Genomic DNA, 25,439 nt, shown 5'->3' with positions numbered 1-25,439 from the left:
CAGTGTGGCGCCTCTTCGGTACCAGCCGGTCCACCGCCGCTGGACCGAACCCTCGAACCGGCCCGCCGGGCGACCTTCCCGTGGGGGGTGGGGACGCCCGGCGGGCCCCGGACCCGTGCCACTTCCGGGCCGTTTTTCCGGATGCCCCGTTTTCGTACGGCCCGTGCGGTGGACACTATGGGCATGAGCCAGCAGGGGGAGAAGCCCGCCGCCGACGAGGACGACTGGTGGCGGAAGCTGTACGACGACACCGCCCGGGACATCGGGCCGGGCAGCGCGGCCGACAGCCTCGACGACCGCTTCGACTCCGCGTCGGACGCCGTCGGTCCGGGGGGCGCGGACCACCCGGCCACCGTGGTCCCGCTGCCCGATCCGCGCCTGCCGGAGGCGGGCCGGTCTCCGGAGAGGCGCGCGCCGCGGCACGCCGCACCCCGGCCGGACCGCACGCCGGAGCCCCCCGCCCCGGCTCCCGGGCCGCCGCCCGCGACGGCGACGCCCCCGCCCGGGACGCCTCCCGTGCCCCCCGCGCCGCAGCGTCCGCCCGCGGACGCCGTCGAGCGTGCGCCCTGGGAGGCTCCGGCCGGACGGCGGCGACCGCGTACCTTCGCCGCCCCGCCGCCGCCTCCCGCACAGCCCGCTGCGGCCGAGGTCCCGGAACCGCCGGTGCGCCCCGTCGTGGGCCACGTAGGCGACCGGCCGCCGACCTACGACCCCGAACCCGCGGCCCTGCCCCTCTCCGGTCCCGACGACCTCGACGGCGTCGTGCCCGACACCGTGCTGGACGGCGCGCGGTACGGGACGTACACACTGCGTGCCGCGTCCGTGCGCGGGGATTCCGCCCGCTTCCGCGGGGAACCCCGGCGCGACGCCCTGTTCACCGCGCGCTTCGGGGCCGGTGACGCGGCGCTCGTCCTCGTCGCGGTGGCCGGAGGCGCCCGGGGCGCCGACGGGGCGCATCTCGCCGCGGCCGACGCCTGCCGCTGGATCGGCGGCGCCGTCGCCCGCAGCCACGCCCGGCTCTCCGACGACATAAGAGCGGGGCGCCGGGGCGACCTCAAGTCCGGTCTGCACCGCCTCACCGACCGTACGTACGGCAAACTGCGTGCCCGCGCCGCGGAACTCGGCCTCGACCCGTCCGCCTACAGCGCCGGGCTGGGCTGCCTGCTGCTGTCCGCCGACCCGGACTGCCGCACCCGGGTCTTCTTCGGTACGGGCCGCGGAGGCCTCTTCAGACTCCGCGACGGCGCCTGGCAGGACCTCGACCCCGTGCTCCCCGCGCCGGCGGGCACCGAGGAGGAGAGCCCCGGCGGGGACCGGCTCACGATGGACCTGCAGATCACCACGCCCCCGTCGCCCTACGAGGAGAGCCCGCCGCCGCAGCCCGCCGAGCCCTTCCACTTCCGCGCCTCCGTCGCCCGTCCGGGCGACACGCTGCTGCTCTGCGGAAGCGGCATGGCCGAGCCGATGCGCGGGGAACCCGCGCTCGCCGGGGAACTCGCGCGGCGCTGGGCGTCGGACGCCCCGCCGGGACTGCCCGCCTATCTCGCCGACATACAGCTCCGGACCAAGGGGTACGCGGACGACCGGACGTGCGCGGCGGTCTGGGAGGCGTAACGGCGCGCGGCGTGGGTTCATGGAGTGACGGACAGCCTGAGGCAGAGAAGGTGCGCACCCATGGCCAAGCAGAACGTGTCGGAACAGTTCGTCGACATCCTGGTCCGGGCGGGGGTCAAGCGGCTGTACGGCGTCGTCGGCGACAGCCTCAACCCCGTGGTCGACGCCGTCCGCCGCAATGCCGCCATCGAGTGGATCCAGGTCAGGCACGAGGAGACCGCCGCGTTCGCCGCGGGAGCCGAGGCACAGGTCACCGGAACCCTCGCCGCCTGCGCGGGTTCCTGCGGACCCGGCAACCTCCACCTGATCAACGGCCTGTACGACGCCCACCGCTCCATGGCGCCGGTGCTCGCGCTCGCCTCGCACATCCCGTCGAGCGAGATCGGCCTCGGCTACTTCCAGGAGACCCATCCCGAGCTGCTCTTCCAGGAGTGCAGCCACTACAACGAGATGATCTCCAACCCGCAGCAGATGCCGCGCCTGCTCCAGACCGCCATCCAGCACGCCATCGGCCGCGGTGGGGTCAGCGTCGTCTCCATGCCCGGTGACATCGCCTCGCAGCCGGCCCCCGACAAGTCCGTCGAGCACGCCCTGGTCACCTCCCGGCCGTCCGTGCGGCCCGGGGACGAGGAGATCGACAAGCTCTGCCGGATGATCGACGAGGCCAAGCGGGTGACGCTGTTCTGCGGGAGCGGAACGGCGGGAGCGCACGCGGAGGTCATGGAACTGGCCGAACGGGTGAAGGCTCCGGTCGGCCACGCACTGCGTGGCAAGGAGTGGATCCAGTACGACAATCCGTACGACGTCGGCATGAGCGGGCTGCTCGGCTACGGCGCCGCCTACGAGGCCACGCACGAGTGCGATCTGCTGATCCTGCTGGGCACGGACTTCCCGTACAACGCGTTCCTCCCGACCGACGTGAAGATCGTCCAGGTGGACGTGCGCCCCGAGCACCTGGGCCGGCGGTCGAAGCTCGACCTGGCGGTGTGGGGCGACGTGCGCGAGACGCTGCGCTGCCTGACCCCCCGGGTGAAGACCAAGACGAACCGCAAGTTCCTCGACCGGATGCTGAAGAAGCACGCCGACGCGCTCGAGGGCGTGGTCAAGGCGTACACCCGCAAGGTCGAGAAGCACGTGCCGATCCACCCCGAGTACGTGGCGTCGGTCCTCGACGAGATCGCGGACGACGACGCCGTGTTCACGGTCGACACCGGCATGTGCAACGTCTGGGCGGCGCGCTACCTCACGCCCAACGGCAAGCGCCGGGTGATCGGTTCGTTCAGTCACGGCTCGATGGCGAACGCGCTGCCGCAGGCCATCGGGGCGCAGTTCACCGACCGGAACCGGCAGGTCGTGTCCATGTCCGGCGACGGCGGATTCACCATGCTGATGGGTGACTTCCTCACGCTCGTCCAGTACAACCTGCCGGTGAAGGTGGTCCTGTTCAACAACTCCGCGCTCGGCATGGTCGAGCTGGAGATGCTGGTGGCGGGCCTGCCATCGTTCGGCACGACCAACACCAACCCCGACTTCGCGGCCGTCGCGAGGGCCGCCGGGGCCTACGGAGTGCGCGTGGAGAAGCCCAAGCAGCTGGAGGGCGCGCTGAAGGAGGCCTTCAGGCACAAGGGGCCGGCGCTCGTCGACGTGGTCACCGATCCGAACGCCCTGTCCATCCCGCCCAAGATCAGCGCGGACATGGTCACCGGCTTCGCGCTCTCGGCCAGCAAGATCGTGCTCGACGGCGGCGTCGGCCGGATGCTCCAGATGGCCCGCTCCAACATCCGCAACGTGCCACGTCCCTGAGCGCCGACCCCGTCTCCTGGCGGGGGCGGCGCCCCTCCGCGGGCGGGCGGGCCGCCGATGAGTTTCCGGGGCGCGCGCGGTCTGAGAAGCGACGGGCGGGGCACTGCCGGGAGTTGTCCACGGCTCGTGCCGCCCTGATTCGCGGAGCACCGGACACGAGACACCGAGGACACCAGATGCGCACTCTGATCAGCACCGCCTTCGTCTCCCTCGACGGCGTCGTCGAGGCACCGGGCGGCGAACCCGGCTACCGCAACTCCGGGTGGACCTTCAAGGACGTGGACTTCCTTCCCGAGGCATACGCGCTCAAGGGACGCGAGCAGAAGGAGGCCGGGGCGATGCTGCTGGGCCGCGTCAGCTACGAGGCGTTCAGCCCCGTCTGGCCGGACATGGAGGACTTCGCCGACTACAAGGTGATGCCGAAGTACGTCGTGTCCACCACGCTCACCGAGGACGACCTGGTCGCGGACTGGGGCGACACCACGATCCTGCGCTCCCTCGACGACGTCGCCGCCCTGAAGGAGACCGAGGGCGGTCCGCTCATCGTCCACGGAAGCGCCGCGCTGAACCGGAGCCTCTCGGACGCGGGGCTCATCGACCGCTACCACCTGCTCGTCTTCCCCCTCCTGCTCGGCGCGGGCAAGAGACTGTTCAGCGACACGGAGAAGGACACGCAGAAGCTGAAGCTCGTCGAGCACGAGGTCTACGCCAACGGTCTCCAGAAGAACGTCTTCGACGTCATCCACTGACCGGCCCTCACCCGACGGCGGAGCGGGGCCGTCGGTCCTCGTCCCTCAGCGAAGGCGCAGGGATTCCGGTCCTGCCGTCTCACCGATGATGCCGACGAGCCGGCCGAACAGTGTCGGACCGCGTCCGGCCCGGGCCTGGGCGATCTCCCGTTCCACGCCCGCCCGGTTCGAGGGATGCACCCGAGGCAGCCGCTCGTGCAGCCTGCGAGCCGTCTCCGCATGCCCGAGTGCGCGTGCGGAGGCGGCGTGGTCGCGCCATTCGATGACGAAATCGCCGTCGTCCGGGGTGCCGAAACCGCCGCGCAGACAGTCCGCGAAGGCGTCCAGCCCTCGGCCGAAATAGCCGCCGGGGCCGTTCACGGCTTCGCCGATCCGGTCCCAGAAGTCGTCGAGGCCGGTGATCCGGGAGCCTTCGATCACATAGGTCACGGTCATGCCAGGAGCGTACAAGCGTGGCTCCCGGAGGCGCCGGGTGCCGGTCCGGAGGCCCGCGCCGCAGGTGGGGGACTGCGGCGCGGACCGGACCGGGGGTGCGGATCAGCAGTCGTGGTCGACGAGGTCGAACGACTCGTAGTGGTCCGCGGTGTAGTAGTCCTCCTGGGCTTCCTCGCCCGTCACGATCCGGCGGGCCCCGCGCGTGGGGGAGCCGGGCGTGACGACCGTGTACTCGTGGTAGTAGCCGGTGCCCTGATCCGGCAGGACGGCCTCCCGGTTCTGGAAGACCGTGCCGTCCTCCTCGTACGGGAACGGGCCGCCGTCCTCGATCAGGCCGAGCGTGTCATGTGCCTCGGACGGCAGCGCGGAGTAGCAGACACTGCCCACCGCGGTGGTCGAGGGGACGGTCGCGGCCGACGCCGTCACGGGTCCCGAGACGAAGAGGACGGACAGGAGGGCGGCGACGCCGCCGAGCGTGGTGATCCGTGGGGGGATTCGCATGCCCACCATGATGACGCGCGTAGACACCCATCCGTCAACGCCAACTCATGTGAATTTTCCGAATGTTAACGGTGGGTACGAACACCGGTGCGTGCGACGGCGGCGGGCCCCGTGTGCGGCCGTGTGTTCATCTGTTGACGCCCGGAATAGCTTGACCGCTCGCCGATGGGGCATGCATCGGGGGCGAGCGTTCGAGACATGACGGAGCGAAGCGGATCAGAGAGGGGCCGATTCATCGTGCGTGCGGGGGACATGACGAAGCGACGGGAGAGTCCGCCGGCACGGCTGCACCGCAGACTCGGGCACGCCGATCTGTCGGCCGTGGGGGAGATACGCGGGGCGCTGCGGGACTTCCTGCGCTACCGGCGGCGGCCGGAGGACACCGAGGTCGCTGAACTGCTGCTCTCCGAGCTGGTGACGAACGCGCTGATCCACACGCGGAACGGGGCAGTGGTGACGGTGACGTCCGTCCCCGCGCGACTGCGCGTGGAGGTGCGTGACTTCACGGCGGAGCAGGAGCCCGCGCCGTACGTACCGAACGCCGACGACGGTACGCACGGCAGGGGACTGCTCCTCGTCCAGAGCCTGGCGGACTCCTGGGGAGTCACGACTCAGGCGCTGGGCAAGGTGGTCTGGTTCGAGCTGAGCGGTGGCATGGCCTGATGCTCAGCCGAACTGCTGCTCCAGGTCCTTGAGTTTCTGCTCCAGCGAATCGAGCCGGGGCAGGGCCTGGGTGTCGTCCTCGGCGGTGAGGTCGACGGTCGCGGGTTCACCGCTCGTGGTCTGTGCCGAAGTACTCCTGGATTTCGGGCCGTTCACGGCTTGCAGGGATGGACGGGGGCGCAGGGGCAGTTGTCCCGGCTCTGCTATGGCGGGCTCCGCGACGGCCGGTGGGCCGCCCCCCGACGCCGGGGCGATGGCCTGGACGTCCACCTGGCGGCCCGGCCGTCCGCCGCGCCCCCATACCCGGTTCTGCCGGTTCAGGGCCTTGATGTGGGCCCGGTCCAGCTTGGCCTGGTCCTTCCTGCGGTGCCGGTCCTGTTCCCTCTCCCGGCGGTCCTCCCGCACCTCGTCCACCGCCTCGTCCAGGGTCCGGACGCCCTCGAGGAGCATCAGCGACCAGGCGCCGAACGTCTCCCTGGGGGCGCGCAGCCACCGTACGATCCGGATCTGCGGCAGCGGGCGGGGCACCAGGCCCTGCTCGCGGAGTGCCGCACGGCGTGTCTGCTTCAGGGCGCGGTCGAACAGCACCGCGGCCGAGAGCGACATGCCCGCGAAGAAGTGCGGGGCGCCCGCGTGGTCCATGCCGCGCGGCGCGTGCACCCAGTTGAACCAGGCGGCAGCACCGGCGAACGTCCACACCAGCAGCCGTGAGCCCAGAGCCGCGTCACCGTGGCTCGCCTCACGCACCGCGAGTACCGAACAGAACATCGCGGCCCCGTCGAGGCCGAAGGGCACGAGGTACTCCCAGCCCCCGGAGAGGCTGAGGTTTTGCCGGCCGAAGCCGACGAGCCCGTGGAAGGAGAGGGCGGCGGCGACCGCGGCACAGCAGAACAGCAGGACGTACGAGGCGGTGGCGTAGAGAGCCTCCTTGCGCCGGCGGCGCTCCTCGCTGCGTTCCCAGCTGTCGTCGGCCGCGGCCTTCTCAGCGGCGCGCTTGCCGCGCGCGACCACCGTCACCGCCGCCATGACCCCCACGAGCAGCACGGCGCCCGGAAGCAGCCAGTCAAGCGATATGTCGGTCAGTCTCATGCGCGGTCCCTTGCGTCACGTAGGGCGTTTCGGGCGCCATCGTGACGGAAATTCCGGGCCGCTCAGCGGGATTCGGGGCAAGTGAACGCCATTGGGTAGGCGGGCCTCATCGTTGGACGGAATCTTCTCGAACGCGCGCAGGAGAGCGTCGTGTTGTGTTCGAATTCCGGTCGCCCGGCCGGGTGGTGTGAGCCGACGTGCGGCTCACACGGCGGCGGCCAGCCTGCGGACGCGCTCGTCGTCGCAGGTGCGGGGGCAGGTCACACAGGTGTCCTCGGGCCGGAGGGTGTAGAAGAGGCAGCAGCTCGCCCGGTCCCGGGTGGGGAGGGACTCGCCGCCGGGCCCGGTCAGGGCGCGGAAGCCCGCCGTGCCCACGTACGGCTTGGTCGTGCCCGGCAGCAGTTCCTCCAGCTCGGCCATCGCCCGGTCCTCCTCCCCGAGCAGGTGCGCGATGTACCAGAGGCCCTCGACGATCTCGTCGGTCGCCATGCCCCACAGGGCGCGTTTGCCGCGCCGCATGCGGGGCCCGAACCCGTCCAGGACGGGGCCGATGTGTTCGGCGACCGAGTCGCGGACCTCGGCCCGCAGCGCCGCCTCGTCCGGGACGACCCGGGCGCCGGGCAGGGCTGCGGCGGGGTCGCCGGGCAGACAGGCGAACTCTCGCACACGCAGGGCGAGATGGCCCAGCCCCCGGTGGAAGGACACATCGGCCGCGGGGATGCGGGGCACGCGTCGGTGCAGGAACCACGGCACCGTCACCAGCAGGCAGGCGGGCCACGCGTAGCGGTGGAGCCCGAAGCTCGCCACCACGTCGGGACGGGCCCGGGTGCCGTAGTCCCGGAGCACCTGCGCCTCGTCCCAGGCGAGGAAGACGTCCAGTGCCGCTCCGCCCCCGGCCAGGTCCGCCGCACCGACCCAGCCGGCCCCGGAGGGCATCGGGGCGTCGTCGGCGAGCACCTCGGCCCGCAGTCCCGGGAAGACCTCGGCCAGACGGGCGTAGGCCGCCGCCGTCGGGGACGGGGCGGTCGTGGCGAGCAGGACGGGCACGGTCATGCGGGACCACCGAATCACGATCATTTACAGGTAAGCCTTACCTTACCCGAATTGACCGATGGGGGAACCAGCGCCCAATCCGCCTATCGTGCACACGGGGCCCGGCACGCGCGAGTCGGCCCCTCGGTCCGAGGAGGTCCCGGTGGAGCAGGGCAGAGCGTGGGACGGCGTGGGCCCGTATGCCTCCGCGGGCACCCCACCGGACGCCCGCGTGCCCGAACAGGCACGCGGCGAGCACACCCACGGCGAGCGCCCCGCGTCCCGCACCGTGCACCGGCACTCCGTGCGCGGTCAGATCCTGGACGCCCTGCGCTCCGCGCTCGTCGACGGCGAGCTGACCCCGGGGGAGGTCTACTCCGCCCCCGCGCTCGGCGCGCGCTTCGGCGTGTCCGCGACGCCCGTGCGCGAGGCGATGCAGCGGCTGGCGGTCGAGGGCGCCGTCGAGGTCGTGCCGAACCGCGGCTTCCGGGTCAGCGAACGGGGTCCCCGCGAACTGGCCGAGCTCGCCGAGGTGCGCGCCCTGATCGAGGTCCCCGTCGTGCTGCGGCTCGCCCGCACGGTCCCGGCCGCCGGGTGGTACGCCCTCCGCCCGCTCGCCGACGCCACGGTCGCCGCGGCGGCCGTCGGCGACCGCGCGGGATACGCCGAGAGCGACCGCGCCTTCCACCGCGCGGTGCTCGCGCTGTCCGGCAACCAGCAGCTGGTGCAGGTCGCCGACGACCTGCACCGCAGGTCCCAGTGGCCCCTGGCCGGCCGCCCGGCGGAACTGCGCGCCGACGCCTCGGAGCACACCGCGCTGCTGGACGCCCTGATCGCCCGGGACCTCACGGTGGTGCGGACCCTCGTGCGCGAGCACTTCGGCGGCGCCGACGTGTGAGACCCCGGGCACTCCGACGGATGCCCGGCCGTCACGCCCCGGCCGGCGCCTCAGTTCGCCTCGGCCGTCTCCGGGGCCGGCGGCTCCAGCCGGGAGGCCAGCCAGGTCGGTACGCCGCCCAGCAGCCGGAACAGCCGCCCCGCCTCGGCCCGCAGCCGGGCCGCGGCCTCGGGTTCGGTCTCGGCGTCGGCGAGCGAGATGAGCGCCGGGGCCGTGCCGACGAGATAGCCCAGCTCCTCCCGTATCCGCAGTGACTCGGCGAACCCGTGCCGCGCCTCGGCGAGTTCGCCTTCGCGCAGGGCGAGCGAGGCCAGGTGGCGCCAGGTGAAGGAGAGCAGGAGTTCGTCACCGCGGGCGGCCGCCCCCGCGTGGGCCCTGCGGTACGCGGCGCGGGCGGCCTGAGGGGAATCGGCGATGTTCTGCGCGATCAGGCCCCTGCGGAAGTCCAGCAGGGGCCGGCCCGGCGCCGCGGGGGAGAGCAGTGCGGCGGCCCTGCTGAGCGCCACGCTGGCCTCGTCGGCCCGGTCGCGCGCTCCGAGCAGGGTCGAGGCGTAGGCGAGGTAGCCGCGCTCGCAGGCGGCGGCCCCGCGCTCCGAGTCGCCCCGGGCCAGCGCCTCCGCCGCGCGGAGGGCGTCCTCGGCGTCGGTCCACCCGGCGCCGGTGTACAGGCACCGCTCGGTCAGCAGCGAGGTCCGCTGGAGCGCTGCGGCGTGGTCCGTCGCCGCGTGGGGTTCGAGCAGCGCGGCCGCGTCCGTCCAGCAGGCTCGTGAGCGCAACCGCCATACCGCGGTCTGGAGCGGCGGATCGTCATCTGCAGTCGTTCCGGAACCAGACATGGCGGTATGCGCCACGTTGCCCTCCCCGAGCGCGCCGTCGAGCTGTGGAGGCCGGCGGCGAACGCCCGCCGGCCAGGGTCTGCGCGCATCTCAGCACGGAATGGCACGCCGGGCCAAGGGGTGGGATCAATGTCAGGTGAAAGATTTCACAATCATCCGGAGCCCGGCCGGGCCGCGAGCGGGGCCGGGACGTCAGCTCATGCGCAGGGCGAGGAAGAAGTCGAGCTTGTCCTCGAGGCGCGAAAGATCACGTCCCGTCAACTGCTCGATACGTCCGACGCGATAGCGCAGCGTGTTGACGTGGAGGTGCAGCCGGGCCGCGCAGCGGGTCCAGGAACCGTCGCAGTCCAGGAAGGCCTCCAGCGTCTCCATGAGTTCCGCGCGGTGGCGCCGGTCGTAGTCGCGCAGGGGGTCCAGCAGCCGCGCGGTGAACGCCCGGCGGACGTCGTCCGGCACGAAGGGCAGCAGGAGGACGTGCGAGGCGAGCTCGTGGTGCCCGGCCGCGCAGACGGGGCCCGGCCGAGCCGCCGCGACGCGGCGGGCGTGCCGCGCCTCCTCGAGCGCCCCGCGCAGCCCTTCCGCGGAGTGCACGGCGGCGCTGACACCCAGTGTCAGGCGTCCGTCGTCGGCCAGTCCCGCGGAGAGCGGCGCGCGGACGGTGTGGAGCAGCGTGTCGGCGTGCAGGGCGGCGTCCCGCGGCTCCGGCTCGTCCCCGGCTTGCTGGTCCTCCGTGCCGTCCCCGGTGGCGGCAGGCGCGGGAGGCGTCGTCAGCGGCACCAGTGCGACGGCCTCCTCGCCGGTGTGCGCCACGGCGATCCGGTCCGCCGAGTCGGGGCCGGTCACCCCGGGGTCGACCAGGATCTCCTCGAGCAGCGCCTGGGCGGCCCGGCCGCCCGGGAGGTCCGTGTCCCCGCCCGCCCACTCGACCCGGGCGACCACGACCTGCCAGTGCGGCGCGGTGCCGACACCGGGCAGCAGGACGGGGGCGGCGACCCTGAGCCGGGCCGCGATCTCGGCCGGGGCCGCGCCCGCCTGGACCAGCTCCAGGACCTCCTGGGCGAGCCTCCTGCGTACCGCTCGCGCTGCGTCCCGGCGGTCCCGCTCGACCGCGATCAGCTGCGTCACGCCCTGGAGCAGGTCCAGGCGCGCGGCCGGCCAGTCGCCCGCGTCCGCCTCGACGGCCAGCAGCCAGTCCGAGAGGACGGACTCCCGCACGTCTCCGGAGGGGAGCGGGGCGGACCCCCGGCCGGTGTTCCGGATCGGGAACAGCGAATACGTCGTGCCGTCGACCTCGGCCCGGTGCGGTCCCCGGCGGCCGGAACGGGTGGCGGCGAGGTGGTGTCCGGCCAGTTCCGCGCCGACGTGCGGGGCCGGAGGATCGCCTGCCCCGGCGATCCTCCGGCCCGTGGGGGAGAGCACCCAGGCGCGCAGGTCCAGGTCGGAGGTGAGCAGATCGAGGACCACCTCGGGGCCGCCGCCCGCCGGGCCCGAGGTCATCAGCCTGCGGTGCCGGTCGACGACCGCGGCGAGGTCGCCCGCCCGTTCGCCCGATACCTGGCGGACCACGTGCTCGGTGATCGTCGCGAATGCGACCGTCTCGTGCACGGCGAACAGCGGCAGCCGGTGCCTCAGGCACGCCTCGACCAGGTCGTCGGGGATGTCCCCGAGCTCGGCCTCGCCGGCGGCCAGACCCGCGACGCCCGCGGCCGCCAGGATCCGGACGAACGGTTCGGAGTCGGCGGCGTCGCGCCGCCAGGCGAGCCCGGTGAGGACCAGCTCCCCGCCGGAGAGGTAGCGGCTGGGGTCGCGCAGGTCGGTCGTCATGACGCCGCGGACCGACCGGTCCAGCTCGTCCTCGCCGCCGAGCAGCCGCAGGCCCAGCGCCTCGGTGTCCAGCAGTGCGCGCAGCCGCATCGTCGATCGCCGCCGATCTCTTCGTTGGTGCGGGGGAGGTCAGGGGTTACCTGTGAATTGCGGTGAGGTCACCGGTACCCGCCATTCGTTCGAATCTACAAGACGGGGATGGGGGCCAGCCAATTCCTTCATGGTTTCGGTGACTGCACCGAGTGGAGCAAGGCTTGTGTACTGGGCCACACACCGCGTCAAACAACACAGGAACGACCAGCAATGGGCCGGCCGCACCCCGCCCCAGCCGAACGACCCGATTGAGAAGAAGAGAGCCACTCATGGACTTCCTTCGCCCCGCCAGCTGGGAGGAGGCGCTCGCCGCCAAGGCCGAGCACCCGACGGCTGTGCCCATCGCGGGTGGCACCGACGTCATGGTCGAGATCAACTTCGACCACCGCCGGCCCGGACACCTCATGGACCTGAACCGCATCGGTGAGCTGTCCGAGTGGCAGGTGGGCCCGGACGCCGTACGCCTCGGCGCCTCCGTGCCGTACAGCGCCGTCATGGAGAACCTGAGGACCGAGCTGCCCGGACTCGCCCTCGCCTCGCACACCGTCGCCTCGCCGCAGATCCGCAACCGCGGCGGAGTCGGCGGCAACCTGGGCACCGCCTCCCCCGCGGGGGACGCCCACCCCGCGCTGCTCGCGGCGGGAGCCGAGGTCGAGGCCGCGTCGGTACGCGGGACGCGGATGATCCCGATCGACGAGTTCTACACCGGCGTGAAGCGCAACGCCCTCGCCCCCGACGAACTGATCAGGGCCGTGCACATCAGGAAGGCCGACGGCCCGCAGCAGTACTCGAAGGTCGGCACGCGCAACGCGATGGTCATCGCCGTGTGCGCCTTCGGTCTCGCGCTCCACCCGGAGAGCCGCACGGTGCGGACCGGCATCGGCTCCGCCGCCCCGACCCCGGTCCGGGCGAAGGAGGCCGAGGACTTCCTCAACGCGGCGCTGGAGGAGGGCGGGTTCTGGGAGAGCGGAAAGATCATCACCCCGTCCGTCGCCAAGCAGTTCGCCCAGCTCGCCGCGGGGGCCTGCAACCCCATCGACGACGTACGGGGCACCGCCGCCTACCGCCGGCACGCCGTCGGCATCATGGCCCGCCGCACGCTGGGCTGGACCTGGGAGCAGTACCGCGGAGCGGGACGCACCCTCGAAGGAGCTGCCTGATCATGCGAGTGAATTTCACGGTCAACGGCCGGAAGCAGGAAGCCGACGACGTCTGGGAGGGCGAGTCCCTCCTGTACGTCCTGCGTGAGCGCATGGGCCTGCCCGGCTCCAAGAACGCCTGTGAACAGGGCGAATGCGGATCCTGCACGGTCCGCCTCGACGGTGTGCCCGTCTGTTCCTGTCTCGTCGCGGCCGGCCAGGCGGAAGGCCGCGAGATCGTCACCGTCGAAGGGCTGGCCGACTACGCCAGGCACCGCGACGACGCGCACCCCGGGACCGGATGCGCCTCGGGCGCCTGCGGTACGTCGATCGACGCGGCTCAGCGCTGGCAGGCCAAGCCGGCCGACGCGCAGAGCGCCGAGGCGGCCGACCTCTCGCCCGTCCAGCAGGCGTTCATCGACGCGGGAGCCGTCCAGTGCGGCTTCTGCACCCCCGGGCTGCTGGTCGCGGCCGACGAACTGCTGGAGACGCACCCCTCGCCGTCCGACCAGGACATCCGCGAGGCGCTCTCCGGCAACCTCTGCCGGTGCACCGGCTACGAGAAGATCCTCGACGCGGTCCGCCTCGCGGCCGCCCGTCAGGAAGAGACGGTCCGATAGCCATGGCGCTGCACCCACGAGCCGCGTCCGTACCGGCCGGCACCCCCACCAAGATCACCCAGGGCTCCCAGACCCGGGGAGGCATCGGCGAGTCCACCCTGCGCCCCGACGGGACGCTCAAGGTCACCGGCGAGTTCGCCTACTCCTCGGACATGTGGCACGAGGACATGCTGTGGGGCCACACGCTCCGCTCCACCGTCGCCCACGCCGAGATCCGCTCCATCGACATCGGCGAGGCCCTGGCCACGCCCGGCGTCCACGCCGTGCTGACCTACGACGACCTGCCCGCCGAGATGAAGAACTACGGGCTGGAGATCCAGGACACCCCCGTGCTCGCCCACGGCAAGGTCCGCCACCACGGCGAGCCGGTGGCGCTCGTCGCCGCCGACCACCCGGAGACCGCGCGCCGGGCCGCGGCCAAGATCCGGATCGACTACGCGGGATTGCCCCTCGTCACGGACGAGGCCTCCGCGACGGCGCCCGGTGCGGTGCTGATCCACGAAGGCCGCGACGACCACCACATCGGGCACGTGCCGCACCCCAACATCGTCCACCGCCAGCCCATCGTCCGCGGCGACGCCGACGCGGCCGCCGCGCGGGCCGACGTGATCGTCACCGGTGACTACGTCTTCGGCATGCAGGACCAGGCCTTCCTCGGCCCGGAGTCGGGCCTCGCGGTGCCCTCCGAGGACGGAGGTGTCGAGCTGTACGTCGCCACCCAGTGGCTGCACTCCGACCTCCGTCAGATCGCCCCCGTGCTCGGCCTGCCCGAGGACAAGGTGCGCATGACGCTCTCCGGCGTCGGCGGTGCGTTCGGCGGGCGCGAGGACCTGTCGATGCAGATCCACGCCTGCCTGCTGGCGCTGCGCACCGGCAAGCCCGTCAAGATGGTCTACAACCGCTTCGAGTCCTTCTTCGGACACGTCCACCGGCACCCGGCGAAGCTCCACTACGAGCACGGCGCCACCAAGGACGGCAAGCTCACCCACATGAAGTGCCGGATCGTGCTGGACGGCGGTGCCTACGCCTCCGCCTCCCCGGCCGTCGTCGGCAACGCCTCCTCGCTCGCGGTCGGCCCGTACGTCGTCGACGACGTCGACATCGAGGCGATCGCGCTCTACTCCAACAACCCGCCCTGCGGCGCCATGCGCGGCTTCGGCGCGGTCCAGGCGTGCTTCGCCTACGAGGCGCAGATGGACAAGCTCGCCGCCGCCCTGGACATGGACCCGGTCGAACTCCGGCAGCTGAACGCCATGGAGCAGGGCACCCTGCTCCCCACCGGCCAGCCCGTCGACTCGCCGGCCCCGGTCGCCGAACTGCTGCGCCGCGTCAAGGCCAGGCCCATGCCGCCCGAGCAGCAGTGGCTCTCGGCCGACGCGGAGGGCAGCTCGGTCGACGTACGCGCGCTGCCCGGGGGGCTGTCCAACACGACCCACGGCGAGGGCGTCGTGCGGGGCGTCGGCTACGCCGTCGGCCTGAAGAACGTCGGCTTCTCCGAGGGCTTCGACGACTACTCGACGGCCCGGGTCCGCATGGAGGTCATCAACGGCGAGCCGGTCGCCACCGTGCACACCGCGATGGCCGAGGTCGGGCAGGGCGGTGTCACCGTCCACGCCCAGATCGCCCGCACCGAGCTGGGGGTCAACCAGGTCACCATCCACCCGGCGGACACCCGGGTCGGCTCCGCCGGCTCCACGTCCGCGTCCCGCCAGACGTACGTCACCGGCGGCGCCGTCAAGAACTCCTGCGAGGCGGTGCGGGAGCAGGTCCTGGAGATGGGGCGCCGCAAGTTCGGCACGTACCACCCGGCCTGGGCCACCGCCGAACTCCTCCTGGAGGGCGGCAAGGTGGTCACCGACGGCGGCGAGGTGCTCGCCTCCCTGGCCGACGTGCTGGAGGAGGAGTCCGTCGACGTCGAGCTGGAGTGGCGCCACCGGCCCACCGAGGCCTTCGACCTGCGCACCGGGCAGGGAAACGGCCACGTCCAGTACTCCTTCGCCGCCCACCGCGCGGTCGTCGAGGTCGACACCGAACTCGGCCTGGTCAAGGTCATCGAACTGGCCTGCGCCCAGGACGTCGGCAAGGCACTCAACCCGCTGTCGGTCGAGGGCCAGATCCAGGGCGGCACCACCCAAGGGCTGGGCGTCGCGGTCATGGAGGAGATCATCGTCGATCCGAAGACGGCGAAGGTGCGCAACCCGTCCTTCACGGACTACCTGATCCCCACCATCCTCGACACCCCGACCATCCCGGTCGACGTGCTCGAACTCGCCGACGAACACGCCCCGTACGGGCTGCGCGGCATCGGCGAGGCCCCCACCCTGTCGTCCACCCCGGCCGTCCTCGCGGCGATCCGGAACGCGACGGGCCTGGAGCTCAACAGGACTCCGGTGCGCCCCGAGCACATCACCGGTACCTGACGGCTCATCAATTCTTCTCGGGCGGTGCGTGCACGCGGCGAACGTCTTACCTCTCCGCGCCCGCGCACCGTCCGGAGACACCGCACAACCGATCCGTCTGCACGAAGAGTTCGCCTCGGGCCGTCCCCCGGGTCGTGCGCCTCGCAGTCATCCCAAATCCCGCAGTCACGACAGCTCCACGCGGGTGCCCCTGTGAACCTTGGGAGTCAGGCATCATGACCCAGCAGTCAGTGGAACCCAGGACGAGCGCGGAGGGCGCGGGCCCCGGCTCGCGTGTCCCCGCCGGACGGTCCTGGCTCGACCGGTACTTCCACATATCCGAACGCGGATCGACCGTCGCACGCGAAGTGCGCGGGGGCGTCACGACCTTCATGGCCATGGCGTACATCCTCCTGCTCAACCCCCTCATCCTCGGTGGCAAGGACGCCGACGGCCAACTCCTCGGCCAGCCGGGGCTGATCACCGCGACCGCCTTCGCCGCGGCGGCCACCACCCTGCTGATGGGCTTCGTCGGCAAGGTGCCCCTCGCGCTCGCCGCCGGTCTGAGCGTCTCGGGTGTCCTCGCCTCGCAGGTCGCGCCGGTCATGACCTGGCCGCAGGCCATGGGCATGTGCGTGATCTACGGGGTGGTGATCTGCCTCCTGGTCGTCACCGGCCTCCGAGAGATGATCATGAACGCCATCCCCCTCGCGCTGAAGCACGGCATCACGATCGGGATCGGCCTCTTCATCGCCCTCATCGGCCTCTTCAAGGCCGGGTTCGTCCACCAGGGCACCGCGACCCCGCTGTCCCTCGGCCCCGCCGGTGAACTCGCCGGCTGGCCGGTCCTCGTCTTCGCCGTGACGCTGCTGCTGATCTTCATGCTGCAGGCGCGCAACGTCCCCGGCGCCATCCTGATCGGCATCGTCGTGGGCACCCTGGCGGCGATCGTCGTCAACGCCGTGGGCGACATCGACCCGAAGGCGTGGAGCAGCGGCCCTCCCGAGCTGAGCGGCAGCGCGGTCTCCTCGCCGGACTTCTCGCTCTTCGGGAACGTCGAGTTCGGCGGCTGGGGCGACGTCGGTGTGATGACGGTCGGCATGATCGTGTTCACCCTGGTCCTGGCCGGCTTCTTCGACGCGATGGCCACCATCATCGGTGTCGGCACGGAGGCGAAGCTCGCGGACGACAAGGGCCGCATGCCGGGCCTGTCCAAAGCGCTGTTCATCGACGGCGCGGGCGGTGCGATCGGCGGCGTCGCCGGCGGCTCCGGCCAGACCGTGTTCGTCGAGTCGGCGACCGGGGTCGGGGAGGGCGCGCGCACCGGGCTCGCGTCCGTCGTCACCGGGCTCTTCTTCGCCGCCTGCCTGTTCTTCACCCCGCTGACGGCGATCGTGCCGGCCGAGGTCGCCTCGGCCGCCCTCGTCGTCATCGGCGCCATGATGATGCAGAACGCCCGGCACGTGGACTGGGCGGACCGCTCGGTCGCCGTCCCGGTCTTCCTCACGGTCGTCCTGATGCCGTTCACCTACACCATCACCACGGGTGTCGCCGCGGGCGTCATCTCGTACTCGGCCATCAAGCTCGCCCAGGGCAGGGCGCGCGAGGTCGGCGCCTTCATGTGGGTCCTGACCCTCGTCTTCGTCGTCTACTTCGCCCTGCACCCCATCGAGAGCTGGCTGGGCGTCAGCTGACGTCCCGCGCCCTCCGCACCTCAGCACCCAGAAGGAGTCACGCCATGCTGGACATCGCCGAAGAGCTCCACCGGTGGGTCGGGCAGGGACGCGCCTTCGCCGTGGCCACCGTCGTGGCCGTCGGCGGCAGCGCGCCCCGGCAGCCGGGAGCCGCCCTCGCCGTGGACGGTGACGGCACGGCCGTCGGATCGGTCTCCGGAGGATGCGTGGAGGGCGCGGTGTACGAGCTGTGCCGACGGGCCCTCGCGGACGGCACCACCGTGCGCGAGAGCTTCGGCTACAGCGACGACGACGCCTTCGCGGTCGGCCTGACCTGCGGTGGCGTCATCGACATCCTGGTGACACCGGTGCGCGCGGACGACCCCGCGCGCCCGGTGTTCGCCGCCGCCCTCGCCGCAGCCGCGAAGGGCCGGGCGGCCGCGGTCGCGCGGGTCACCGAAGGGCCCGACGGCCTGCTCGGCCGGCCCCTGCTCGTCCACCCCGACGGCACCCACGAGGGCAGCCTGGGAGGCCACCCCGACCTGGACCTCACCGCCGCCGCGGAAGCCCGCGCGATGCTCGACGCCGGCCGTACCGGCCGCATCTCCGTCGGCGCCGAGGGCTCACGCTGCGGCAGCCCCCTGACCCTCCTCGTCGAATCGAGCGTCCCCCCGCCCCGGATGATCGTCTTCGGGGCCATCGATTTCGCCGCCGCCCTGGTGCGGGCCGGCCGTTTCCTCGGCTACCACGTCACCGTGTGCGACGCCCGGCCCGTCTTCGCCACGGCGGCACGCTTCCCGGACGCCGACGAGATCGTCGTCGACTGGCCGCACCGCTACCTCGCCGCCACCCGCGTGGACGCGCGGACGGTGCTCTGCGTGCTCACGCACGACGCCAAGTTCGACATCCCTCTGCTGGAACTGGCGTTGCGGCTCCCGGTCGCCTACGTCGGCGCGATGGGTTCGCGACGCACCCACCTGGAACGCAACGAACGGCTGCGCGGGGCGGGCGTCACCGATCGCCAACTGGCCTCGCTGCACTCGCCGATCGGGCTCGACCTCGGAGCGCGCACGCCGGAGGAGACCGCGCTCTCCATCGCCGCCGAGATCGTCGCGGAGCGGCGCGGCGGCAGCGGACTGCCCCTGAAGGGCGCGCACACCCCGATCCACCACGAGGACAGGACGCTCGTCCGGGTGGCCTGATCCCGTACGCACGCGACGGAAGACGGCGGGGCGGGTTGCCGCCACGGCGGTTTCACGCCAGGGGTGAAGCCACCCGCGGCCCCGGGTTTACCGGTAGATCAGGGCCATGACATTTTCTCTCTCCTCCGTTTCGGGCCGGGCGAGACCCGCTCGCGCGGGACGCAGGGCTCTGCTCGTGGCCACCTCGGTCGCGCTCGTGAGCGGCGCCCTGCTCCCGGTGGCGGGCTCCGCCACCGCCGCTCCCCGGACGCCGGCCGCCGGGGCCCGCCAGGGTTCCGAGGTCCATGACCACGACGTCACCCTGATCACCGGTGACGTCGTCCACTACGCGGACGGCCCCGGCGACCAGGACACCGTCACCGTGGACCGCCCCGACGGCGCGCAGGGCGGTGTGCACCTCCAGCAGGCCGGTAAGGACCTCTACGTCGTCCCCGACGAGGCGAGCTCCCTCCTCGCGGCAGGGAAGCTGGACCGCAGGCTGTTCAACATCTCGGCCCTTGTCGCCATGGGGTACGACGACCAGCACTCCGCCGGCATCCCGCTGATCGCCACCTACCCGGCGAGCAGGGCCCGTTCGCTGCCCGCGGCCCCGGACGGCAGCAGTGCGGTCCGCCGGCTCGACTCCATCGGCGGCGCGGCCCTGAAGGCCGACAAGGACCAGGCCCGGGCCTTCTGGAGCGACATCTCCCGTACGCAGAAGAGCCGTTCGCTGGACAGCGGGATGGAGAAGCTCTGGCTCGACGGCAAGGCCGAGGCCACGCTCAAGGACAGCGTGCCCCAGGTGAACGCCCCCCAGGCGTGGGCAGCCGGCTTCGACGGCAAGGGCACCACCGTCGCCGTGCTGGACACCGGCATCGACGCGGACCACCCCGACGTGAAGGACCGCGTCCGGGAGTCCAGGAGCTTCGTCCCCGGCCAGGAGGTCGAGGACCGCAACGGCCACGGCACCCACGTCGCGTCCACCATCGCCGGATCGGGCGCGGCGTCGGACGGGGTCAACAGGGGCGTCGCGCCCGGGGCCGACCTGATCGTCGGCAAGGTCCTCAGCGACGAGGGGTCCGGCGCGGACTCCGGCATCATCGAGGCGATGGAGTGGGCGAAGGCCGAAGGAGCCGATGTCGTCTCCATGAGCCTCGGCTCCAGCATCCCCGACGACGGCACCGATCCGATGTCGCAGGCGGTGGACGCGCTGTCGGCCGACGGGGGCCCGCTCTTCGTGATCGCCGCCGGAAACTCCTACGGCGCGGGCACGATCGGTTCGCCCGGCTCGGCCGCGGCGGCGCTCACCGTTGCCGCCGTCGACAAGAGCGACGAGCGCGCGGCCTTCTCCTCGATGGGACCGCTGGTGCGGTCGCACGGCCTGAAGCCCGACCTGTCCGCCCCCGGCGTCGACATCAACGCCGCCGCCTCGCAGTCGGTCCCCGGCATCGAGGGCATGTACCAGCAGATGTCCGGTACGTCGATGGCGACCCCGCATGTGGCCGGCGCGGCGGCCATCCTGAAGCAGCGTCACCCCGAGTGGTCCGGACAGCGCCTCAAGGACGCGCTGATGAGCTCGTCGAAGGAGCTGCCCGGCTACACGCCGTACGAGCAGGGCACCGGCCGACTGGACGTGAAGGCCGCCGTCGACACCACGATCGAGGCCACCGGCTCCGTCGAGGTCGCCGCCTACGCCTGGCCGCACAGCGCGTCCGACCCGGTGGTCGAGCGCACCATCACCTACCGCAACACGGGCGACAAGGACGTCACGCTCGACCTGTCCACCGGCACGGACGCCGAGGCGTACACCGTGTCGGCGCGGGAGCTGACCGTCCCGGCCGGATCCACCGCCGAGGCCGTCCTCTCGATCGACCCGTCGAAGGTCGCGAACGGCACCCGGTTCTCGGGCCAGGTCGTGGCCAAGGACGCATCCGGCGCGACGGTGGCCCACACCGGATTCGCCGTGAACAAGGAACAGGAGCTCTACGACCTGACCCTCCGGCTGCGCGACCGCGCCGGCGCGCCGATGGACGGCACCGTGGTCTTCGCCGCGCTCGGCGACACACAGCTCGGCCTGGTCCAGGTCTCCGGCGAGACCACGCTGCGGCTGCCCCCGGGCAATTACACCGCCTGGACCTCGGCGGACGTCGACGGTGACCGGGCCGACTCCAAGGCCGTGGCGTTCCTCGCGGCCCCCGAGACGATCCTGAACAAGGCCACCACGGTCACCCTCGACGCCTCGAAGGCCCGCAAAGTCAGTGTGCGCACTCCGAAGGAGACCGAGACCCGGCAGCTGCGCTACGACATGGCCCGCACCTCTCCGGAGGGCGTGGTCCAGCGTGACGCCTACCAGATCCCGCTGACCTACGACCAGCTGTGGGCGGCCCCCACGAAGAAGGTCACCCAGGGCGGCTTCAGCTTCCTGACCCGCTGGCGCCAGGGCGAGGAACTGATCGACCTGACGGCCGACGGCCACGACGTCCCCGTCACCGTGCAAGGCGGCTCGGCCGTCGCCGAGGACGGCGAGACGAGACTGACGGCCGTCTTCGCCGGTGACGGCGCCGCGGCGGACTACATGGGCCGCAGCGTCAGGGGCAGGGCAGTCGTGATCACGCGCAGCGACGCCGTACCGCCCGCCGAGCGCCTGGCGAACGCCCTGGCCGCGGGCGCGAAGGCGCTCTTCGTCGTCAACGACGGCCGCGGGGTCGCGATGGAGTCCTACACCCCCTACGGCGAGCAGACCACCATCCCGGTCGCCTCGGTGCGGCGGCTCGCGGGCGCCACGCTGATCGAGGCGGCACGGCGGGGCAGGCAGGTCACCCTGGACCAGAAGAAGTTCGCGGACTACGTGTACGACCTGGTCGACCGGCACGACGGCACGATCCCCGACCGGTCGCTGACCTTCGCCCCCTCGGCCCGCCGGCTGGCCACGGTCGAGAACACCTTCTACGGCCACAGGGCGGCCCTCGGCGGCGGCTACCGCTACGACATACCGGACTACGGACCGGGCCTCGGCTTCGAGGAGTACGAGAAGTTCCCGGGCACCCGCACCGAGTTCGTCAACCCGCTGCCGGGCGCTTCCTTCTGGTACGAGAACCACTCGGTCCTGAACGCCGACGCGAGCGACACCGCCCACGAGGTGCGCAGCGCCGAGCTCGACTACACGGCGGGCCGCACCTACCGCGACGAGTGGTTCGCCCCGGTGGTCGGCCCCCGGCTCGGCACCGCCTACTGGGGGCCGTTCCGCACCGCTTACAACGACGTGCAGTTCAACATCACGCCCTGGACCGACTCGGGCGAGGGCCACTCCGGCTCGATGCCGGCGGACGAGTACGACACCACGTCGTACGCCTTCTACCAGGGCGAGAAGCTGATCAAGAAGGGTGCGGGCAGGGCGGGCAACGCCTGGGACCTGCCGGCCGAGAGGCTTCCCTACCGGCTCGTCATCGACTCGGCCCGGGACGAGGCCACGTGGAAGACGTCGACCCGGACGCACACGGAGTGGAACTTCCTCTCCGGCTCCCTGCCCGAGGGCACCGAACGCGCCGACATCCCGCTGCTCCAGCTCGACTACGACGTGGACACCGACCTCGCGGGCGACGTCAGGGCCGGCAAGAGGGTCGGGATCGGACTGGAGTCCGGCACCCAGGCGTGGCTGGACGGCGCGGTGAAGGCGACCGGGGCCACGCTGTCCGTCAGCTACGACGAGGGCGGGAAGTGGAACGCCGTCCAGCTGCGCAGGAGTTCGACGGGTCAGTGGACCGCAGAACTGCGGACGCCCGCGAAGGGCGCGTCGTCGGTGTCGCTCAGGGTCCGTGCGACAGGCCCCGGCGGCCTGAGCGTCGACCAGGAGATCATCAAGGCCTTCGGCCTGAAGTGACCGGCCCGGCGGACTGACCGAGGGTGGCGCGTCCCGGCACGGGTCGCGCCACCCTCTGGCCGCTGTGCGGGCTCAGCGGCCGAAACGAGCCAGCAGGTGCCACACCTTCTTCAGGTCCTGCGGGTCGTGCGCACTCCGGCGGGCTGCCTCGCCGATGATCCGCGCGTCGAGAATGCCGTCGACCGCGAGCAAGGCACCCAGGTCGACGTACTCCTGGCCCCGGTATCCCGGATGACGCCCCAACTCCTCTACGGACAGCCGGAATCCGCCGTGCCACTCCACCGCGCAGGGTAGCCGGGACGCGGCCTTCTCCACCTCCGTGCCCTTGAAGCACGGATCGAGCACCACGGCCTCCACGTGACCGTCCAGCCGGACCGGGCCGTGCACATGCGCCTCGACGTAGTCGTCGAGGGCGTCCCGGTCGTCCGATTCGGCGAGTGAGACGAGTCTGCTTCCGGTCGATGCCACGCCGAAGTCGGTCGGCTCGGCGGCACTGTCCGGGTAGCAGTAGGTGGACCGCGTCAAGGCCGGGGCGGTCAGCCTGAAGTGAGAGGAACCGAACCGTGGGGCCGCGCCGAAGGAATGACGCCGGAAGTTCAGCGCACCGTAGACCGGGCGCTCGTGAGCGTGCGCGCCGTCGTAGGCGCCGCGGAAGATCCGGCTCTCCCAGCGCCAGCGGTCACCGCCGGGTCGGGCGGTGAGTCCGCCGTTGCTCGTGCCCGTCACGAACTGGGACACGTACACGCCGTCGTGTGCGAGCCCGTCCAGGATCGAGCGGCCACCGCTGACGCGGTCCGGGTGGAAGTTCAGCGTCACCCGCAGCGACGGGTCGAGCGGTTCCCCCCTCGACAGCGACGTCACATGGTCGAGGGCGCGGGCCCGCGCAGGGCGATCGTCGACGCTCATCGGCACAGTCTGCCCGAGCTCCGGCTCCGCCCGCGCGCAGGCCCTCCCGCCTCGTCATCCGCTCCGACGGGCCGCCCGTGCCTTCGCCTTCCGCCGTGCCACGGTGTACGTCGACCAGTCGCCCCGGTGCCGGTCGCACCGGGACGCGTCCTTCATCGCCAGCCGTCGGCAGCGCGTGCCCTTCTGGGTGATTGCTCCGCATGCGGACTGCGTACGAGCCATGTGCGACCGCCCCCTCGTTCCCGCCGGCCCGGTGCCGGCCGGTCCCAGAATTCCCGAGGGCGGGCACCGGCGGAAGGCGCACCCGGGCCGTCCGGGTGCGCACCGGAGCACAGGGGCGGACGGGCACCGGGCCGGCGGAGGATCAGCGCCCGGACTGCAGAGCCGCCCAGGTGTCGGGGCCCACGCTGCCGTCGGCCGTGAGACCGCGTGCGCTCTGGTAGGCACGTACGGCGGTGTCCGTCGCGGTGCCGAAGGCCCCGTCGACGGCCACCGTCCTGCCCAGCGCAGCCGTCAGTGCCCGCTGCACCCGCTTCACGGCGTCTCCCGAACCGCCCTTGACCAGGGTCTCGGTGGTACCGGCGGAGAGCAGTGCGGTCCAGGTCTTCGCGCCGACCACACCGTCGGGGGAGAGTCCGCGCGCGGTCTGGAAGGCCCGGACGGCGCTCGTGGTGGCGGCCCCGAAGGCGCCGTCGACGGTTCCCGCCTCGTAGCCCTGCTTGTTGAGCAGCGTCTGTACGGCCTTGACCTGGGCGCCGGCCGATCCGGCCGACTGCGTCGTGTAGGAGCCGAAGGTCAGACCGTCGCTCCCGCTGCTGCTGCCGGACCCGCCGACCAGCTGCATGTAGTAGGTCCAGTTCCAGTGGGCGCCCGGGTCGGTGTGGTCGTTCCCCGGGGCCTCGCTGTGCCCGATGACGTGGGACCGGTCCTTGGGGATGCCGTACCGGTCGCAGAGGTATGCGGTCAGGGCGGCCGAGGAGCGGTACATCGGGTCGGTGAACCACGACGCGTCGTCGATGAAGCCCTCGTGCTCGATGCCGAGCGCCGAGGGGTTGGCGGTCTTCGCGTGATACGCGGTGTCCTTGTCGCGCACCATCTGGGTGACCTGTCCGTCCGAGGAGCGGACGACGTAGTGGGAGCTGACCTTGGACGTCGCGTTCTGGAACCAGCTGATCGTCCCGGCGTACGAACCCTGGGCGACGTGGATGACCACCTTGTCGATGGTCGCCGTACGGCCCGTCGCGTAGTTGGCGGAATTGGCTGCCACCCACAGGCCCGGGGGGTAGTCGGGGCTCTGGGCCGTGACGTCGGCCTTGGCCAGCGGGCCCTTCTCGGGGGCGACCGGGCGGGAGGTGACCGAGACCCGCTCGCCACCGGGCACGGTGGTCCGCAGGCCCTCGGCGAGGAAGGTGTAGACGGTGTCCGCGTAGAGGGCGGCGATGGAGCCCTCGGCGCCGCTGTAGCGGGCGACCGCCGGGTACCAGGCGTTGATGTCGGCCCGTTCCGACGTGTCCAGGCCCAGAGCGTCGGCGTGGTCCCGCAGCACCGCCGCGCCGCCCAGGATGTTGGTCCCGGTGTTCCGGCGCAGGTCGGCTGTGGACTCGCCCGTCAGGGCGGCCGCCTTCTCCAGGGAGTGGCTGTCCGGATTGCTGACGAGGTGCATCACCCCGTAGCCGTTGTCCTGGCTGGGGCGTCCGGCGTGCCCGTCCAGGTGGGTCTCGCCGTAGCCGACGGCCGCGAGCAGGTCGCGCGGTACGCCGTACGCCTCGGCTGCCCGCGTCAGGGCCGCGTTCACGGAGGTGCCCGCGGGGGCGGCGGTCGCCGGGTGGCCGGTGGCGAGGAGGACGGTGGCCGTGAAGGAGGCCAGTACGGCTGCGCGTCCACGGGTGTGGCCGGCGGTACGTCGGGGCATACCTGCTCCTGGTTCGTGGGGGAGGGGCGGCAGCCGGACCGGGGTGGGGTGGGCCGGGGCCGTCGAGCCCGCACAGGCTATGCATGTGGTCCGGGCATGACAACGCGTTGATCGCGTGTCCAAAACCCCTTCACTCCAATGGAGTTGCCGAGTCCCGGGAGGTGTGCGGGGCCCTCTCTCGGGCCCTGCCGC

General features: G+C 72.2%; 19 protein-coding genes. 11 read left to right on the top strand and 8 right to left on the bottom strand.

All coding sequences use genetic code 11. The features are described from left to right. The first annotated feature begins 183 nt into the window (after positions 1–183). The 3 genes from ACFYY2_RS14950 to ACFYY2_RS14940 all read left to right on the top strand — a co-directional run bounded on the left by ACFYY2_RS14950 (position 184) and on the right by ACFYY2_RS14940 (position 4,166). A complete protein-coding gene (locus ACFYY2_RS14950) occupies positions 184–1,614 on the top strand; it encodes a protein phosphatase 2C domain-containing protein (RefSeq protein WP_388742127.1) in 1,431 nt (476 codons plus the stop codon). 60 nt (positions 1,615–1,674) lie between these two features. Continuing rightward, positions 1,675–3,417, top strand: a complete 1,743-nt coding sequence (locus ACFYY2_RS14945; protein ID WP_388742124.1) for a pyruvate dehydrogenase — start codon at positions 1,675–1,677, stop codon at positions 3,415–3,417. A 176-nt stretch (positions 3,418–3,593) separates the two neighbouring features. Next, positions 3,594–4,166 carry a dihydrofolate reductase family protein gene (locus tag ACFYY2_RS14940; RefSeq protein WP_388742122.1) on the top strand — a complete coding sequence of 191 codons (573 nt, stop codon included), beginning with the start codon at positions 3,594–3,596 and terminating at the stop codon, positions 4,164–4,166. Between the two features lie 45 nt (positions 4,167–4,211). On the opposite strand, the gene ACFYY2_RS14935 is transcribed toward ACFYY2_RS14940, so the two are convergent. Both ACFYY2_RS14935 and ACFYY2_RS14930 read right to left on the bottom strand, forming a co-directional pair. Continuing rightward, positions 4,212–4,601, bottom strand: a complete 390-nt coding sequence (locus ACFYY2_RS14935; RefSeq protein WP_388742119.1) for a barstar family protein — start codon at positions 4,599–4,601, stop codon at positions 4,212–4,214. 102 nt (positions 4,602–4,703) lie between these two features. Beyond that, a complete protein-coding gene (locus ACFYY2_RS14930; protein ID WP_329041557.1) occupies positions 4,704–5,102 on the bottom strand; it encodes a ribonuclease domain-containing protein in 399 nt (132 codons plus the stop codon). Between the two features lie 252 nt (positions 5,103–5,354). Here ACFYY2_RS14930 and ACFYY2_RS14925 point away from each other — a divergent pair, with 252 nt between their 5' ends. After that, positions 5,355–5,765, top strand: a complete 411-nt coding sequence (locus ACFYY2_RS14925; RefSeq protein ID WP_388742116.1) for an ATP-binding protein — start codon at positions 5,355–5,357, stop codon at positions 5,763–5,765. A gap of 3 nt (positions 5,766–5,768) precedes the next feature. Here ACFYY2_RS14925 and ACFYY2_RS14920 read toward each other — a convergent pair whose 3' ends face one another. Both ACFYY2_RS14920 and ACFYY2_RS14915 read right to left on the bottom strand, forming a co-directional pair. Then, the gene (locus tag ACFYY2_RS14920; RefSeq protein ID WP_388742114.1) at positions 5,769–6,854 is read right to left on the bottom strand and encodes a DUF2637 domain-containing protein; all 1,086 of its coding nucleotides are present in this window, start codon (positions 6,852–6,854) and stop codon (positions 5,769–5,771) included. Between the two features lie 204 nt (positions 6,855–7,058). Next, a complete protein-coding gene (locus ACFYY2_RS14915; RefSeq protein ID WP_388742429.1) occupies positions 7,059–7,907 on the bottom strand; it encodes a (2Fe-2S)-binding protein in 849 nt (282 codons plus the stop codon). 142 nt (positions 7,908–8,049) lie between these two features. On the opposite strand from ACFYY2_RS14915, the gene ACFYY2_RS14910 reads away from it, so the two are divergent. Next, entirely contained in the window at positions 8,050–8,784 is a 735-nt protein-coding gene (locus tag ACFYY2_RS14910; RefSeq protein ID WP_388742110.1) for a GntR family transcriptional regulator, read from the top strand. Positions 8,785–8,834: 50 nt separating this feature from the next. Here ACFYY2_RS14910 and ACFYY2_RS14905 read toward each other — a convergent pair whose 3' ends face one another. Both ACFYY2_RS14905 and ACFYY2_RS14900 read right to left on the bottom strand, forming a co-directional pair. Further along, complete coding sequence (locus ACFYY2_RS14905) at positions 8,835–9,620, bottom strand: hypothetical protein (protein ID WP_388742107.1); 786 nt, start codon at positions 9,618–9,620, stop codon at positions 8,835–8,837. 192 nt (positions 9,621–9,812) lie between these two features. Beyond that, positions 9,813–11,534: a PucR family transcriptional regulator gene (locus ACFYY2_RS14900; RefSeq protein WP_388742104.1), complete on the bottom strand. Its 1,722-nt coding sequence runs from the start codon at positions 11,532–11,534 to the stop codon at positions 9,813–9,815. A 272-nt stretch (positions 11,535–11,806) separates the two neighbouring features. On the opposite strand from ACFYY2_RS14900, the gene ACFYY2_RS14895 reads away from it, so the two are divergent. From ACFYY2_RS14895 to ACFYY2_RS14870, 6 genes are all read left to right on the top strand, one after another. Further along, positions 11,807–12,697, top strand: coding sequence for an FAD binding domain-containing protein (locus tag ACFYY2_RS14895; protein ID WP_388742101.1), 891 nt, complete (start codon positions 11,807–11,809; stop codon positions 12,695–12,697). A gap of 2 nt (positions 12,698–12,699) precedes the next feature. Then, complete coding sequence (locus ACFYY2_RS14890) at positions 12,700–13,296, top strand: (2Fe-2S)-binding protein (protein ID WP_388742099.1); 597 nt, start codon at positions 12,700–12,702, stop codon at positions 13,294–13,296. Between the two features lie 2 nt (positions 13,297–13,298). Further along, entirely contained in the window at positions 13,299–15,716 is a 2,418-nt protein-coding gene (locus ACFYY2_RS14885) for a xanthine dehydrogenase family protein molybdopterin-binding subunit (RefSeq protein WP_388742096.1), read from the top strand. A gap of 215 nt (positions 15,717–15,931) precedes the next feature. Continuing rightward, entirely contained in the window at positions 15,932–17,389 is a 1,458-nt protein-coding gene (locus tag ACFYY2_RS14880) for an NCS2 family permease (RefSeq protein WP_388742094.1), read from the top strand. A 44-nt stretch (positions 17,390–17,433) separates the two neighbouring features. Next, positions 17,434–18,570, top strand: coding sequence for an XdhC family protein (locus tag ACFYY2_RS14875; RefSeq protein ID WP_388742091.1), 1,137 nt, complete (start codon positions 17,434–17,436; stop codon positions 18,568–18,570). Between the two features lie 106 nt (positions 18,571–18,676). Then, positions 18,677–22,429, top strand: coding sequence for a S8 family serine peptidase (locus ACFYY2_RS14870; RefSeq protein WP_388742088.1), 3,753 nt, complete (start codon positions 18,677–18,679; stop codon positions 22,427–22,429). A 72-nt stretch (positions 22,430–22,501) separates the two neighbouring features. Here the strand turns inward: ACFYY2_RS14870 and ACFYY2_RS14865 are convergent, their stop codons facing one another. Beyond that, positions 22,502–23,335, bottom strand: a complete 834-nt coding sequence (locus ACFYY2_RS14865; RefSeq protein ID WP_388742085.1) for a DUF3626 domain-containing protein — start codon at positions 23,333–23,335, stop codon at positions 22,502–22,504. A gap of 364 nt (positions 23,336–23,699) precedes the next feature. Continuing rightward, positions 23,700–25,247 (bottom strand): peptidoglycan-binding protein, encoded by a 1,548-nt coding sequence (locus ACFYY2_RS14860; protein WP_388742083.1) that lies wholly within the window; start codon positions 25,245–25,247, stop codon positions 23,700–23,702. Positions 25,248–25,439: the final 192 nt, after the last annotated feature.

It is taken from the genome of Streptomyces sp. NPDC001822 (assembly GCF_042892135.1).
GTDB lineage: Bacteria > Actinomycetota > Actinomycetes > Streptomycetales > Streptomycetaceae > Streptomyces.
This window is presented reverse-complemented; position numbering and strand designations above follow the sequence as displayed.